The following is a 13,280-nucleotide window of genomic DNA, read 5'->3' as shown; positions in this document are numbered from 1 at the left end:
CAAGGTCCCACAAGGCGAATGAAAGGCCCTTGATTTCTATAATCAAAAGCTTCCCGACACCGCCTGGCAACCTCTCCTTGCCAACCCCATGGAATCCACCCCCTCGTCCTCCGCCGCAGATGCCCCCGTGGCCACCACCCCTTTTGAATGGATCGGCGGCGAAGAACGCGTGCGCGCCTTGACCGAGCGCTTCTATGACCTGATGGACCTGGAGCCCGGCTACACCGAGCTGCGTGCCGCCCATGGCAGCGACCTCGGCCAGGCGCGGCAAAAGCTGTTCATGTTTCTGTGCGGATGGCTGGGTGGCCCCTCGTACTACACCGACCAGTTTGGCCATCCGCGCCTGCGCGCGCGCCACATGCCGTTTGCGATCGGCATCAAGGAGCGCGACCAATGGGTGGCCTGCATGGACCAGGCCATGGGCGAGACCGGCGTGCCCGCCGACCTGCGCGTGCGGCTGAAAGAAAGCTTCATGGGCACGGCGGACTGGATGCGCAACAAAGGGGTGTAGCCCGCCCGCGAGGTGGTGCCCGTTTGCGCCGTTGAATCGCGCCCTGGTATGTTTCCTGGGGCCGCCTCCACAGGCTCTAAGATGCTCCCTCCAACAAATACAGGAGGTGGGGTATGTCGGCAACTGCATGGGTCGTGGTCGTTGTGCTGGTCGCGTTGGGCTTGTGGGCGGTGGCGGTCTACAACCGGCTGGTGCAGTTGCGTAACCGCATTGCCAACGCGTTTGGCCAGATCGACGTGCAGCTCAAGCGCCGTTATGACCTGATCCCCAACCTGGTAGAGGTGGCGCGTGGCTATCTGGCGCACGAGGCCGCCACGCTGGAAGCCGTGATCAAGGCCCGCAGCCAGGCGCAGGGCGCGGCTGCGGCGGTGCGTGCCGCACCGCAAAGCGCCAGCGCCATGGGCGCGCTGGCGGCGGCAGAGGGTGTACTCGGCGGCAGCTTGGGCCGCCTGATGGTGGTGGCCGAGAGCTACCCTGAACTCAAGGCCGACGCCTCCATGCAGTCGCTGTCCGAAGAGATCACCAGCACCGAAAACCGCCTGGGGTTTGCACGTCAGGCCTACAACGACCAGGCGCTGGAGTTCAACGACGCGGCGGCGCAGTTCCCGGACCTCATCGTCGCGCGCCTGCTCGGTTTTGCGCCCGCGCCCATGCTGGCATCCACGCAGTCCGATGAAGAGCGCGCCGCACCCCGGGTGAAGTTCTGACCCTTCCGCTTCCATTCGCATGAAGTTCTGGGATCACCAGCACAACGCGCGCAGCGAGACGCGTCGCTTGCTGCTGGGTTTTGCCTTCGCTGTGGTCGTTCTGGTAGCGGCTGTGCACGCTGCCCTGGCGTTGGCCTGGTGGCTGATGGTGGCGGTGTTGCCCGTGCACTTGCCCTTTCCACAAGGGTTTCTGGCCGCCAATGTGGGTGTCTCGCTGATGCTGGTGCTGGGCGGCTGGTGGGTGGAGACGTCCAACTTGCGTGCAGGCGGTGTCAAGCTGGCGCAGCGTGTGGGCGCGCGCGAGTTGCGCCCGTCGCTGTCGCACGCCGAGCAGCGGCTGTCCAACATCGTGGACGAGCTGTGCATTGCCGCGCACATGCCGCGCCCGCAGATCATGGTCATGCCGCGCACCGATGCCATCAACGCGTTCGCTGCCGGGTGGGACGAGAGCGACGCCGTCATTGCCGTGACGCAGGGTGCGCTGGACTACCTCACCCGCGAAGAGATGCAGGGCATGGTGGCGCACGAACTGAGCCATCTGCACGAGGGCGACACGCGCCTGAAGATGCGGCTGGCGGGCATGGTGTTCGGGCTGGAGCTGGTCTACAACTTTGGCGACACGATGCGCGAGCGCCGCGGCCTGGCCTGGTGGTTCGGCTCGGCCATCATGGCGGCGGGCTTTGCGGGCTGGCTCACCGGCCGCATGCTCAAGGCCGCCGTATCACGCCAGCGCGAATACCTGGCCGATGCACGCGCGGTGCAGTGGACCCGCAGCCGCGATGGCCTGGGTGGCGTGCTGCGCAAGGTCATGGCCCAGCGTCGTGACACCCTGGCCGGGTATGCCGAGAACCCCGTCCACACCGGCCTGGCCCACCCGGCCGTGCAACACATGCTGCTGGTGGACGTACCCGGCCGCAGCCGCATGGAGCGCTGGCTGGATACCCACCCCACGCTCGACGACCGCGTGCAGCGCCTGTATGGCCGCCGCATGCAGCCTTTGCCCGCCGTGCCCGTGCATGCAGGGCATGAATCGGCGCGGCGTGACGAGGGTGGGGCGCCCGGCACCGTGTCGATCGCCTCGCTGGTAGACCCTTTTGCGCGCTTCATGTAGCCCGCTGCGAAGGCCGCAGTTTTTTCAGGAGACCCATGTCCATGTCACGCGACGCGAGATTTCAGGAACAAGCCCAGGTACTGGGCTACTGCTTTGATGGCGAGATCAAGATTGGTGGCAACTACGTCCCGCTCGTGCGGGACGGCCACCACATCTACCTGAGCGGGCAGATCCCGCGCGTGGGCGACACCGTGGTGGTCACGGGCGCTGCCGGGGCGGTCGCCGCGCTGGCCGATGCGCAAAAAGCCGCGAAGGTGTGTGTGATGCGGGCGCTGGCCCTGCTGCAGCGTTCGCTGGGTTCGCTTGATGCCGTGCAATCCATTTTGCGCATCACTGTGTACGTGCAGTCGGCGCCCACCTTCACGCAGCAAAGCGAGGTGGCCGATGGTGCCTCCGAGGTGCTGTTTGCCGTGCTGGGCGAGGCTGGTGCCCACACCCGCACCTCGGTGGGTGTGCTGCAGCTGCCCAAGAACGCGACGGTGGAGGTGGACTTGATCGCGTCGGTGGCGCCATGACGACGGCTGCTGCTGTGCACCGAGGCAGTTGCCTGTGTGGTGGCGTGCGTTACGAAACCACGGCGCCATTGCAGGGTGCATCGCACTGCCACTGTTCGATGTGCCGCAAGGCGCATGGTGCGGCGTTTGGCAGCTATGGCAGCGTGTTGCGTGTGCACCATCGCTTCGTGTCTGGGCAAGGGCTGACGCGCACCTACCGGTCTTCGCCCTCGGTCACGCGCACGTTTTGCTCGGTGTGTGGCTCGCCCTTGCTGTGGCACAGCGAAGGCCCCTATGCCGAGTGGGTGGCAGTGCCGCTGGGTACCTTGGACACCGCCTACGAGACCCCGCCCCAAAAGCACATCCATGTGGCCTCCAAAGCCGCATGGGTAGTGACCTGTGATGGTTTTCGGCAAGAGGCCGAAGGATAGATCGGTACCCCATGGCAGCACCGTTGAACGCTCACCCCCGTTTTAATGTTTTCGGTCGCATCGTCGAAGTGCGCCGCGAAGGTGCGCTGTGGCAGGCCTACCGAGTGGGCGCAGATGGCAAGCGCTCGCCGTCGGGCTTTGTGATCCCCGACTTTGTCGAAGAGCATGAGCTGGCACAGTTTCTGGAAGACCTGTTCCACGAAAGCGCCTCGCCGCACAACGGCGACGTGTACCGTATCGATTGACTCGCTGCAAGGCGCGCTGACCGCAGCACGAGACACAAGTGTTGCGGCCACGTTGCCGCGTCACACCGCTGTCAAACCCGGCCCAGACACTCGGTCCCTTGTTTCCAACAGGGACTGTTCATGTCTGAACGTATTCTGGGTTTTCTGATTTTTCCTTCGCAGGTTTCACGCCGTGTCGCCACACTGGGTGTGGTGGCGCTCGCTGCGTCGCTGGCCGCCTGCGGCGGCAGTAGCGACAACGCCAGCAGCAACGCGGGCGCCACGGCCACGCTGGCTGTGCTGGAGACCACCGACCTGCACTTCAACGTGCGCAGCTACGACTACTTCAAGCTGGCCGAAGACAAAAGCTACGGCTTTGAGCGCACGGCCACGCTGGTGCGCGCGGCCCGCAAGGAGTTTGCCAACACGCTGCTGGTGGACAACGGCGACACCATCCAGGGCACTGCGCTGGCCGACTACGAGGCCAGCATCAGCCCTATCCCGTGCACGCAGCAGCTGTCCATGTACAAGGCTATGGGCGCGCTGGGCTTTGATGCGGGCACGCTGGGCAACCACGAGTTCAACTACGGCCTGCCCTTCCTGAACCAGGTGCTGGGCGGCGGGCTGGATGTGGACGGCGTGGACCCCTCCAAGAAATGCGCAGGCGCTGGCTACCCCGCCGTGCTGGCCAACGTGTACAGCAATAAGACCAAGAAGCCGCTGGTGCAGCCCTACACGCTGCTGGAGCGCACGCTGGTGGCCAAGGGTACGGATGGCAAGGAAGTGAAGCTGCCGATCAAGATCGGCGTGATCGGCTTTACCACCCCCGGCATCATGAACTGGGACAAGCGCTACCTGGAAGGCAAGGTCTACACCGAAGGCGCCGTTGAGTCCGCCAACAAGTACGTGCCCGAGCTGCGCGCCAAGGGGGCTGACATCGTGGTGGCTTTGTTGCACGGCGGGCTCGACAGTGCCGCCTACTCGGCCACCATGGAGAACCCGGGCCTGTACCTGTCGAAGGTGGCAGGTATCGACGCGATGGTGATGGGCCACCAGCATGGCGTGTTCCCCGACACGGCCGCCACGCCCAGCTTCAACCTGGCCGGTGTGGACCACAAGGCGGGCACCATCAACGGCGTGCCTGCCGTCATGGCCAGCTCCTGGGGCAAGGCCCTGGGTGTGGTGCAACTGGCGCTGCAATGGGACGGCAGCAAGTGGGTGGTCAACAAGTCCGCCAGCAAGAGCGAGCTGCGCAACATCCAGAACAAGAATGCCGCAGGCGCCACGGTGACCGTGGACGCCGACCCCGCCATCGCCCCGCTGATCGAGACCCAGCACCAGGCCGCGATCCAGTACGTGAAGACACCCATCGGCCAGACCGACTTCCGCATGAGCACGTTGTTTGCCGACGTGGGCGACCCCGGCGCGATCCAGATCGTGAACCAGGCGCAGCAGGCTTATGTGGCGGCCTACATCAAGGCCAGCCTGCCGCAGTATGCGCAGCTGCCGGTGTTGTCGGTGAGCGCACCGTTCAAGAGCGGCTTTCAGGGCGGGGCCGACTACACCGACGTGGCCGTGGGCCCGCTGGCCATCAACAACGCGGCCGACCTGTACCTGTACCCCAACACCGTCTACGCGGTGAAGGTCAACGGTGGCGACATCAAGAACTGGCTCGAAGCCGCCGCCAAGCGCTTCAACCAGATCGACCCGGCCAAGACCACCGAGCAACAGCTCATCAGCACCTTCCCTGGGTACAACTTCGACATGTTCACCACGGCGGACATGCAGTACGAGATCGACGTGACCCAGCCCGTGGGCAGCCGCATCAAGAACCTGACGTACCTGGGCAAGCCCATCGATGTGGCGCATGAGTTCGTGATCGCCACCAACAACTACCGCGCCACCAGCGGCAAGAGCTTCATCGACAAGCTCGACGGCTCGGGCACCATCTGGGCCTCGCCCGACGCCAACCGCGACGTGGTGATCGACTACATCCGCAAGAACCCGGCAGTGACGCGCGCGGCCAACGGCGCTGCCAAGAGCTGGCGCTTTGCCAAGGCCACGGTGGCGGGTCCGGTGGTGTTCAGCTCAGGCGCCAATGCCCTCAGCGTGGCGCAGGCGGCCGGGCTGGGCAATGTGTCGCTGCTGGCGGCCGATGACGGCTCGGGCAAGGGCACGTCTAAGTACGGGATCGACCTCTCGAAGTAATGCGGGAGTGAAGGAGCGGGCGCTCTCCCCAGTTCCCGCTTTCCGGTTTGGCCGAGGGCGGGGCTGTTCTGCGACTGCCTACGGGTGGCCGAACGGCAGTTTCGGTGCACGGAATCTCCTTGACGGTGTTGTCAGCGGCGGCTCATGATGGGCACAAACACCGTCTCTTGGAGACAAAGTGTTACGTGTTAGAGTGACCGTCATGGGCGAACCATGGCTCCCCATCGGGGCCCATCTCCCGCAATTCTCTTTTGGAGTCACTATGAACCAAATCGCCATCCGCCAATCGGCCTGCGCAGGGTTGGGGCTGTTTTCCTCGTTTGCGGTGCTGGCCCAGCCGGCTTCCGGCGGAGTCATCAGCTTCGGATTGGGTTCCTCCATTCCCACCTTGTCGGATTGGGGGATGATGGCTTTGGTCGGTGCCTTGGGACTGTTTGCCTGGAATGCCTTCCGCCGTGCGGGGCACGGAGCCAAGTTCTACTCTCTGTTGGCTGCGGCGGTGGCGGTGACCCTGGTATTGGGTAGTGTCTTTGGCGCACGCAATGCCTACTCTAATGGCAGCATCAATGCTGCCAACTACATTGGGTCTTCGTACAACTTCCCGGCCAATATTGACGAGGTGGTCTACAACGCCGGGGATAAAGATGTGTTTATCCTGAGCATTCAGGCGACTCCCGGTTATACGGTCGTGACGCCCAATACCCTGCCCCAATGCCAGGTAGGAATGAAGATCCCAGCCCATAGCGCCATTCCCTTTTGCTACGTCCGGGTTCAGGGTGGTCCGGTTTGAGCGGAAGCTTTACGGTCAAATCTTCGAAGAGTATCGTGCGGGTGATGCCGTACGGTTGCTCTGAAATATATAGCGATCAGTGCTTTTCTGGCAAGCGCTAGGGCCTATTTCGCAGCATCTTCCGCGCTGAGCGTAGCAGCACCACCAACGCACCTGCTCCACCTTCATCCCCCCGGGCTTGCACAAAGGCCAGGACTTCGTTTTTCTGCACCAGCCAGCTGTGTACCCGACCTTTGAGCACCGGACTTTTCCCCGGTGAACCAAGGCCTTTGCCGTGCACCACGCGCACGCAGCGCTTGCCTTGCTTTTGCGCGTCGCGCAGGAACTGGCCCAGGGCCTCGCGGGCTTCATCGGTGCGCAGCCCGTGCAGGTCCAGCTGGGCCTGCAGTGTCCACTCTCCCTTGCGCAGCCGCCGCGTGATGTCCGGCCCCACGCCGGGGCGGCGAAAGCTCAGGGCCTCGTCAGTTTCGAGCAGAGAGCTCACATCAAAGTCGTCGCTGATGGATTCGAGCAGCACGCGCTGTTCGTCCAACTGGTGTTGCACGGGGATGGGAGGGGGCAACTTGGGCTCATGCTCCACGGTGCCGGGGGGGCGCATGCGGTGCACCGGGCCCACAGCCAGTTCGAAGAAGCGGTGGGCATCGCGGGCGCGGCGATCGGCCTCCTGACGGGCCTTCTCGTGTGCGGCGGCCTCGGCGCGGTCTTGTTCCAGTTGCTTGCGGATCTGCTTCAGGTCTTGCAGCGAATGTATGACATTGGCAGCATTGGCCACCGAGGTGTCAGCGATGGAGGAACGAGATGGCCGAGGGCTCATACCAAGCCCTTTTCTGCCATCGACAGCGCCTGGCCCGGCGCCACGATCACATGGTCGAGCACGCGCACATCCACCAGGGCCAGCGTGGTCTTCAGGGTCTGGGTCAGCGCCTCGTCGGCGCGGCTGGGTTGCACGCTGCCGCTGGGGTGGTTGTGGGCCAGCACCACAGCGGCGGCCTGGTGGTGCAGGGCGCGCAGCACCACCTCGCGCGGGTACACACTGGTCTGCGTGAGAGTGCCGCGAAACAGCTCTTCCAGCGCCAACAGGCGGTTTTGTGCGTCCAGAAACAGCACCGCAAACACCTCGTGCCCCTTGGCGGCCAGGTGCAGTTGCAAATAGTGCTTGACGGTATCGGGCGAGTCGAACACCTCGCGTTCGCGCAGCTGCTGGGCCAGGGCGCGGCGGGCCAGCTCCAGCACCGCCACCAGCTCGGCGCGTTTGGCGGGGCCCAGGCCCTTGATGCGTTCCAGGTCGGCCGCGCTGGTGTGCAACAGCCCGGCAATGCCGCCAAAGCCGCCGGTGACGGCGCCCGTGTCCGGGTCAATGCCGGGCGGGTCCAGCAGCTCCTGCGCCATCTGCAGCACGCCCTTGCCCACGATGCCCGTGCGCAGCAGGATGGCCAGCAGCTCGGCATCGGCCAGGGCGGTGGGGCCGCGTGCCAGCAGTTTTTCGCGGGGCTGGGCGTCGGCGGGCAGGTCTTTGATGGCCATGGAAGAGGAGGTGGGATGCGCCAGCAGCGGTGGCTGCGGTAGGGGTTTGCCCGGTTTTCTACAATCGCGGCAGTTTATCGGGACTCTCATGACCTCTATTTCCACCTCCCTTCCCACTGTTCAGCCGGGCTCCTTCCTCACGCTGCACTACCGCCTGGCCGGCCCGGCGGGGGATGTGATCAACACTTTTACCGACAAACCCGCCACCCTGTCGCTGGGCACGGGCGAGCTGTCGCCCGCCATGGAGCAGCGCCTGTTGGGCCTGGCCGAGGGCACGCGCACCACGTTCGAGCTGCCTGCGGGCGAGGCTTTTGGCGAGCGCAACCCCGACATGCAGCAGTGGGTAGCCCGCAAGCTGATGAACGAACTGGGCGATCCCGACGAGAAGTACAACGTGGGCGATGTGGTGCAGTTCCCTACGCCCGACGGCCAGGGCAGCTATGCCGGTGCCGTGATGCAGGTGCGCGAAGACGGCGCCGTGCTGTTTGACTTCAACCACCCGCTGGCGGGCCAGCCCGTGACCTTTGAAGTGCAGCTGATCGGGATCCTGTGATGCTGGCGCCGAAAGAAATCCTGCTGGCCGAGCCGCGTGGCTTTTGCGCCGGTGTGGACCGCGCCATCGAGATCGTGGAGCGCGCCATCCAGAAGTTTGGCGCCCCCATCTATGTGCGCCACGAAATCGTGCACAACACCTACGTGGTGAACGACCTCAAGGCCAAGGGCGCGATCTTCATCGAAGAGCTGTCGGACGTGCCCCCGGGGGCCACGCTGGTCTTCAGCGCCCACGGCGTGAGCAAGGCGGTGCAGCAAGAGGCCGAGGCGCGTGGCTTCAGCATCTTCGACGCCACCTGCCCGCTGGTGACCAAGGTACACGTCGAAGTGGCCAAGCTCGCCAAAGAGGGCTACGAGTTCATCATGATCGGCCACAAGGGCCACCCCGAGGTGGAGGGCACTATGGGCCAGCTGGACCACGGCATCCACCTGGTGGAAGACGTGGAAGACGTGGCACGCGTGCAGCCTGCGCAGACCGAAAAGTTGGCCGTGGTCACACAGACCACGCTCTCGGTGGACGATGCGGCCGAAATCTCTGCCGCCGTGCGCGCGCGCTTCCCCAGTGTGCGCGAGCCCAAGCAGCAGGACATCTGCTACGCCACGCAAAACCGGCAGGACGCCGTGAAGGTGCTGAGCCCGCAGGTGGATGTGGTGATCGTGGTGGGCAGCCCCACCAGCTCCAACAGCAACCGCCTGCGCGAGTTGGCGGCCAAGCTGGGCACCACCGCCTACATGGTGGACAGTGCTGACGAGCTGCAGGGCGAGTGGTTCAAGGGCCGTTCGCGCGTGGGGCTCACGGCGGGCGCATCGGCGCCTGAAATCCTGGTACAGCAGGTCATCGACCGCATCAAGGCGCTGGGCGCTGTGTCGGTCCGCACCATGGCGGGCATCGAGGAAACCATCAAGTTCCCGCTGCCCAAGGGGCTCAAGATCGACGCGGCCACGGGGCTGGAGATTCGTGAGCGCACGCCAGAGACAGGTCCATCGGCCCACTGACGGTGGCGTGAAGGGCCGCCGGTGATCGTGCAAGGGCGCTAACAGGCGCCCTTTTTACTAACTCCTGAATTGATAGCGGCTGGCGCATATTCTTCTAGCGCCAGCGGCCATTTTTATTCAAATATCCCTTTACAAGGGCACGGCGGGCCCGCTCCACAGGTCCAGCGGCGGGTCGGCTGCCACGGCGCGCAGGATGTCGGTGCGCGAAATAAAGCCCGACAGCACGCCCGCCTCGTCCGTCACCGGCAGGCCGGGCAGGCCCGTGTCCAGCAGCACGGCAGCCACGCGGCGCAGCTCGGTGTCAGGGGACACCGTGGGCACGGGGCTCACCATCACCTCGGCCACCGGGCGGCGGGCCAGGTCGATGGCCTGTTTGACGGCGCCGGGCTCGGGCAGCAAGTCCAGTGGCGCCATGTCGGCCCTCAGCAGCAGTCCGATCACGCGGCCCAGCACATCGACGACGGGCGCCTGCGCCACTTTGTGCTCGGCCAGGGTCTGCCAGGCATCGTTCACACGCACGTCGGGCGCCACACTCACGCCGCCGGTGGTCATCACATCGCTCACCTTGGTCAACGGCTGGCGGGTGCTGGCCTGGGGGCCTTGCTCGGTCTGTGCGTAGGCGCTCACCGCGTCGTGCATGCGCAGGTTGACGATGGCTGCAGGCGCAGCAGCGTTGGTGTCGGCCGCAGTGGGGCGGGGCGGGGCCGTGAAGACGGGCCCTGGCTGGCCATCTTGTGCGTCCATGGCCCGCGTGCGCAGGGCCTGCGGGCGCTGCACGCTGCGCACCGCAGAAATACGTGCCAGGTTTTCGGGGCCGCCCCGGTACATCTGGCCTGACGGGCCGAACACAAAGAACATGGTTTTTCTCCTGCGCGCAGGCCGGCCAGCGCGGTGGGGTGCGGACTGCTCTGCCCATGTTATCGGCAGTTGTGCGGCGCGCGCGCAGTCAGCGTTGTGTCTGCATGTTGCGGGCAGCCCCTACACTGCCCCCTTCTTCTGACATCACCTGCCATTCGGAGCCCCTGCATGATCGACCGCGCCGCCATTGCCGCTGCCCGCCGCCAACTGGCCACCCAGCCCGACTTTCTGCGCACCACGCCGCTGATGCGCCTGTCCGGCAAGTCCTTGGGCGTGGACTGTGCCGAGGTCTGGCTCAAGCTGGAGCATTTGCAGGTGGGCGGCAGCTTCAAGGCGCGCGGCATGTTGTACCGCCTGCTGGCCAACCCGGTGCCCCAGAGCGGCGTGATCATTGCCTCCGGCGGCAACGCCGGCATTGCTGTGGCGGCGGCCGCTCAGGCCCTAGGGGTGCGCTGCGAGGTCTTTGTGCCTGAGGTCTCGCCCGAGGCCAAACGTGCCCGCCTGCGCGCGCTGGGGGCCGAGGTGGTTGTCACTGGCGCCGCATATTCCGAAGCGTTTGAAGCCTGCGTGGCCCGCCGGAAGGCCACGGGTGCGCTGCAGGCCCATGCCTACGACCAGCCCGAAGTGGTATCGGGTGCGGGCACGCTGGCGCTGGAGATGGAAGAGCAGGGTGGCCGCCTGCCCGACTCGGTGCTGGTCAGCGTGGGTGGTGGCGGCCTCATTGGCGGTGTGGCCGCGTGGGTGGAGAGTCGCGCCCATGTGGTGGCACTGGAGCCCGAACGCGCGCCCACGCTGTACGCCGCGCGGGCTGCTGGCCAGCCGGTGGATGTGGGGGTGGGCGGCGTGGCTGCCGACTCGCTGGGCGCGAAGCGCATCGGCGCCATTGGCTGGGAGGTGAGCCAGCGCCATGTGCACGATGCACTGCTGCTGCCCGACGATGCCATCCGCGCGGCCCAGCTGTGGCTGTGGAAAGAGTTGAAACTGGCTGTGGAACCCGCCGCCGCGCTGGGCCTGGCCGCACTGCAAACCGGCGCCTACAAGCCCCAGCCACAAGAAACGGTGGCCCTGATTCTCTGCGGCGCCAACTTTGATCCGGCAAATCTGTAGCCCCCTGAGCCGCTGCGCGTCTTCCCCGTCAAGGGGGACGCCCTCTGCGCGGTGGGGCGGCACTTGCGCGGGGGTCCTGCTCTGGTGCGTGCCAGTTGCCAGGGCTCTGCACGACAGCTGTGCCGTTGCTCTGAACTTGGCTTTTCTGCCAGCCCTCTAAAATCGACCCCATGCTTGACATTCTTCTCCTCCGCAAAGACCTCGACACCGCCATCGCGCGGCTGGAAACCCGCAAAAAGCCCCAGGCCTTCCTGGACGTCTCCGCTTTCCAGGCCCTGGAGTCCGAGCGCAAGACGCTGCAGACCCGCACCGAAGAGCTGCAGGCCCAGCGCAACCAGCTGTCCAAGCAGGTCGGCATGCTGATGAGCCGGGGTGACAAGGACGGCGCCGAAGCCGTCAAGGCCCAGGTGGCTGCAGGCAAGGTGGAGCTGGAGCAATCCGCCGCACGCCTGGAGCAGATCCAATCCGAATTGTTGGCCATGCTGGTGGCCGTGCCCAACCTGCCGCACGAATCGGTGCCCGTGGGCAGTGACGAAGCTGGCAATGTCGAAGTGCGCCGCTGGGGCACGCCTGCCAAGTTCGATTTCGAAGTGAAGGACCATGTCGATGTCGGCACCCCGCTGGGCCTCGATTTCGACATGGGCGTCAAGCTCTCAGGTTCGCGCTTCACCGTGATGAAGGGCCCCATCGCCCGCCTGCACCGCGCATTGAGCCAGTTCATGCTGGACGTGCAGACGCAAGAGCACGGCTACACCGAGTGCTACGTGCCCTATGCCGTGAACGCCGACTCGCTCAAGGGCACCGGCCAGTTGCCCAAGTTCGAAGGCGACCTGTTCGCTGCCAAGAAGGGTGGCCAGGATGGCGAGCCCGTGCCCGACAACGCGGCCCTCTACCTCATCCCCACCAGCGAAGTGCCGCTGACCAACTTTGTGCGCGACGTGGTGGTGGCCGAGTCCGACCTGCCCATCAAGCTCACGGCCCACACGCCATGCTTCCGCTCTGAAGCGGGCAGCTACGGCCGCGACACGCGCGGCATGATCCGCCAGCACCAGTTCGACAAGGTCGAGATGGTGCAGATCGTGCACCCCGACAAGAGCTACGAAGCGCTGGAAGAAATGACCCGCCACGCAGAAGCCGTGCTGCAAAAGCTGGGCCTGCCCTACCGCGTGATGAGCCTGTGCACCGGCGACATGGGCTTTGGCGCCGCCAAGACCTACGACCTGGAAGTGTGGCTGCCCGCGCAGAACACCTACCGTGAGATCAGCTCGGTGAGCAACTGCGAAGCCTTCCAGGCCCGCCGCCTGCAAGCCCGCTTCAAGAATGCCCAAGGCAAGAACGAACTGCTGCACACCCTGAACGGCTCGGGCCTGGCCGTGGGCCGCACGCTGGTAGCGGTGCTCGAAAACTACCAGCAGGCTGACGGCAGCGTGACGGTGCCCGAGGTGCTGCGCCCCTACCTGGGCGGCACCGCTGTGCTCAAGCCCTGAAAATCTGGCTATAATCGAAGGCTTCGACACACAGGAGAGGTGGCAGAGTGGTCGAATGTACCTGACTCGAAATCAGGCGTAGTGGCAACACTACCGTGGGTTCGAATCCCACCCTCTCCGCCAGCATCAAGGCCCTGTAGCTATCTAATCAATAGCACAGGGCCTTTTTCTTTGGGTCTGTTGGAACAATTCAGGCGGCTCGCTGACCCGCTTCGCATGCTTCAGGTGAAGCGGCTCGCAGATTCGCCATGGTGTTCGTATCGCTGTGCGGACGCAGGAC

Annotated in this window: 15 protein-coding genes and 1 tRNA gene; 13 read left to right on the top strand and 3 right to left on the bottom strand. The window is 65.2% G+C overall.

The annotated features are described in order from the left end of the window. The first annotated feature begins 88 nt into the window (after nucleotides 1-88). The 8 genes from C8C96_RS21370 to C8C96_RS21335 all read left to right on the top strand — a co-directional run bounded on the left by C8C96_RS21370 (nucleotide 89) and on the right by C8C96_RS21335 (nucleotide 6,476). Nucleotides 89-511 carry a group II truncated hemoglobin gene (locus C8C96_RS21370; RefSeq protein ID WP_121943567.1) on the top strand — a complete coding sequence of 141 codons (423 nt, stop codon included), beginning with the start codon at nucleotides 89-91 and terminating at the stop codon, nucleotides 509-511. A 113-nt stretch (nucleotides 512-624) separates the two neighbouring features. Then, entirely contained in the window at nucleotides 625-1,218 is a 594-nt protein-coding gene (locus tag C8C96_RS21365) for a LemA family protein (protein ID WP_056060837.1), read from the top strand. Nucleotides 1,219-1,237: 19 nt separating this feature from the next. Then, nucleotides 1,238-2,329, top strand: a complete 1,092-nt coding sequence (locus C8C96_RS21360; RefSeq protein WP_121943566.1) for a M48 family metalloprotease — start codon at nucleotides 1,238-1,240, stop codon at nucleotides 2,327-2,329. A 41-nt stretch (nucleotides 2,330-2,370) separates the two neighbouring features. Continuing rightward, entirely contained in the window at nucleotides 2,371-2,844 is a 474-nt protein-coding gene (locus C8C96_RS21355; protein WP_199737561.1) for a RidA family protein, read from the top strand. Then, nucleotides 2,841-3,254: a GFA family protein gene (locus tag C8C96_RS21350; protein ID WP_121943564.1), complete on the top strand. Its 414-nt coding sequence runs from the start codon at nucleotides 2,841-2,843 to the stop codon at nucleotides 3,252-3,254. Before C8C96_RS21355 ends, C8C96_RS21350 begins: the two co-directional genes overlap by 4 nt. Before the next feature lie 11 nt (nucleotides 3,255-3,265). Next, the gene (locus C8C96_RS21345) at nucleotides 3,266-3,499 is read left to right on the top strand and encodes a hypothetical protein (RefSeq protein WP_056060848.1); all 234 of its coding nucleotides are present in this window, start codon (nucleotides 3,266-3,268) and stop codon (nucleotides 3,497-3,499) included. Nucleotides 3,500-3,619: 120 nt separating this feature from the next. After that, nucleotides 3,620-5,686: a bifunctional 2',3'-cyclic-nucleotide 2'-phosphodiesterase/3'-nucleotidase gene (locus C8C96_RS21340; RefSeq protein WP_121943563.1), complete on the top strand. Its 2,067-nt coding sequence runs from the start codon at nucleotides 3,620-3,622 to the stop codon at nucleotides 5,684-5,686. Nucleotides 5,687-5,948: 262 nt separating this feature from the next. Then, entirely contained in the window at nucleotides 5,949-6,476 is a 528-nt protein-coding gene (locus C8C96_RS21335) for a midcut-by-XrtH protein (protein ID WP_158605779.1), read from the top strand. 97 nt (nucleotides 6,477-6,573) lie between these two features. On the opposite strand, the gene C8C96_RS21330 is transcribed toward C8C96_RS21335, so the two are convergent. After that, complete coding sequence (locus C8C96_RS21330; RefSeq protein ID WP_121943561.1) at nucleotides 6,574-7,290, bottom strand: Smr/MutS family protein; 717 nt, start codon at nucleotides 7,288-7,290, stop codon at nucleotides 6,574-6,576. Further along, on the bottom strand, nucleotides 7,287-8,000 hold the full coding sequence (gene radC, locus C8C96_RS21325; RefSeq protein WP_121943560.1) for a DNA repair protein RadC: 714 nt from the start codon (nucleotides 7,998-8,000) through the stop codon (nucleotides 7,287-7,289). The genes C8C96_RS21330 and radC overlap by 4 nt, the downstream gene beginning before the upstream one ends. A gap of 88 nt (nucleotides 8,001-8,088) precedes the next feature. On the opposite strand from radC, the gene C8C96_RS21320 reads away from it, so the two are divergent. Next, the gene (locus tag C8C96_RS21320) at nucleotides 8,089-8,553 is read left to right on the top strand and encodes a peptidylprolyl isomerase (protein ID WP_121943559.1); all 465 of its coding nucleotides are present in this window, start codon (nucleotides 8,089-8,091) and stop codon (nucleotides 8,551-8,553) included. Continuing rightward, a complete protein-coding gene (gene ispH / locus C8C96_RS21315; protein ID WP_056747430.1) occupies nucleotides 8,553-9,548 on the top strand; it encodes a 4-hydroxy-3-methylbut-2-enyl diphosphate reductase in 996 nt (331 codons plus the stop codon). The genes C8C96_RS21320 and ispH overlap by 1 nt, the downstream gene beginning before the upstream one ends. 129 nt (nucleotides 9,549-9,677) lie before the next feature. Here ispH and C8C96_RS21310 read toward each other — a convergent pair whose 3' ends face one another. Further along, complete coding sequence (locus C8C96_RS21310) at nucleotides 9,678-10,406, bottom strand: HPP family protein (RefSeq protein ID WP_056060861.1); 729 nt, start codon at nucleotides 10,404-10,406, stop codon at nucleotides 9,678-9,680. A 168-nt stretch (nucleotides 10,407-10,574) separates the two neighbouring features. Between C8C96_RS21310 and C8C96_RS21305 the strand changes: the two genes are divergently transcribed. The 3 genes from C8C96_RS21305 to C8C96_RS21295 all read left to right on the top strand — a co-directional run bounded on the left by C8C96_RS21305 (nucleotide 10,575) and on the right by C8C96_RS21295 (nucleotide 13,123). After that, nucleotides 10,575-11,513 (top strand): threonine/serine dehydratase, encoded by a 939-nt coding sequence (locus C8C96_RS21305; protein ID WP_121943558.1) that lies wholly within the window; start codon nucleotides 10,575-10,577, stop codon nucleotides 11,511-11,513. 170 nt (nucleotides 11,514-11,683) lie between these two features. Further along, complete coding sequence (gene serS / locus C8C96_RS21300) at nucleotides 11,684-13,000, top strand: serine--tRNA ligase (protein ID WP_121943557.1); 1,317 nt, start codon at nucleotides 11,684-11,686, stop codon at nucleotides 12,998-13,000. Between the two features lie 33 nt (nucleotides 13,001-13,033). Beyond that, nucleotides 13,034-13,123, top strand: a tRNA-Ser gene (locus C8C96_RS21295). Nucleotides 13,124-13,280 lie beyond the last annotated feature (157 nt).

The sequence above is a fragment of the Acidovorax sp. 100 genome (genome assembly GCF_003688355.1).
Taxonomy (GTDB): domain Bacteria; phylum Pseudomonadota; class Gammaproteobacteria; order Burkholderiales; family Burkholderiaceae_C; genus Acidovorax; species Acidovorax delafieldii.
Note: the sequence above shows the minus strand (reverse complement) of the source record. Positions and strands in the feature narration are given on the sequence as shown.

Excerpts from the sequence above, each read along its gene's own strand:
- C8C96_RS21370 (WP_121943567.1), top strand. The coding sequence starts at position 89 with ATGGAATCCACCCCCTCGTCCTCCGCCGCAGATGCCCCCGTGGCCACC.
- C8C96_RS21365 (WP_056060837.1), top strand. The coding sequence starts at position 625 with ATGTCGGCAACTGCATGGGTCGTGGTCGTTGTGCTGGTCGCGTTGGGC.
- C8C96_RS21360 (WP_121943566.1), top strand. The coding sequence starts at position 1,238 with ATGAAGTTCTGGGATCACCAGCACAACGCGCGCAGCGAGACGCGTCGC.
- C8C96_RS21355 (WP_199737561.1), top strand. The coding sequence starts at position 2,371 with ATGTCACGCGACGCGAGATTTCAGGAACAAGCCCAGGTACTGGGCTAC.
- C8C96_RS21350 (WP_121943564.1), top strand. The coding sequence starts at position 2,841 with ATGACGACGGCTGCTGCTGTGCACCGAGGCAGTTGCCTGTGTGGTGGC.
- C8C96_RS21345 (WP_056060848.1), top strand. The coding sequence starts at position 3,266 with ATGGCAGCACCGTTGAACGCTCACCCCCGTTTTAATGTTTTCGGTCGC.
- C8C96_RS21340 (WP_121943563.1), top strand. The coding sequence starts at position 3,620 with ATGTCTGAACGTATTCTGGGTTTTCTGATTTTTCCTTCGCAGGTTTCA.
- C8C96_RS21335 (WP_158605779.1), top strand. The coding sequence starts at position 5,949 with ATGAACCAAATCGCCATCCGCCAATCGGCCTGCGCAGGGTTGGGGCTG.
- C8C96_RS21330 (WP_121943561.1), bottom strand. The coding sequence starts at position 7,290 with ATGAGCCCTCGGCCATCTCGTTCCTCCATCGCTGACACCTCGGTGGCC.
- radC (WP_121943560.1), bottom strand. The coding sequence starts at position 8,000 with ATGGCCATCAAAGACCTGCCCGCCGACGCCCAGCCCCGCGAAAAACTG.
- C8C96_RS21320 (WP_121943559.1), top strand. The coding sequence starts at position 8,089 with ATGACCTCTATTTCCACCTCCCTTCCCACTGTTCAGCCGGGCTCCTTC.
- ispH (WP_056747430.1), top strand. The coding sequence starts at position 8,553 with ATGCTGGCGCCGAAAGAAATCCTGCTGGCCGAGCCGCGTGGCTTTTGC.
- C8C96_RS21310 (WP_056060861.1), bottom strand. The coding sequence starts at position 10,406 with ATGTTCTTTGTGTTCGGCCCGTCAGGCCAGATGTACCGGGGCGGCCCC.
- C8C96_RS21305 (WP_121943558.1), top strand. The coding sequence starts at position 10,575 with ATGATCGACCGCGCCGCCATTGCCGCTGCCCGCCGCCAACTGGCCACC.
- serS (WP_121943557.1), top strand. The coding sequence starts at position 11,684 with ATGCTTGACATTCTTCTCCTCCGCAAAGACCTCGACACCGCCATCGCG.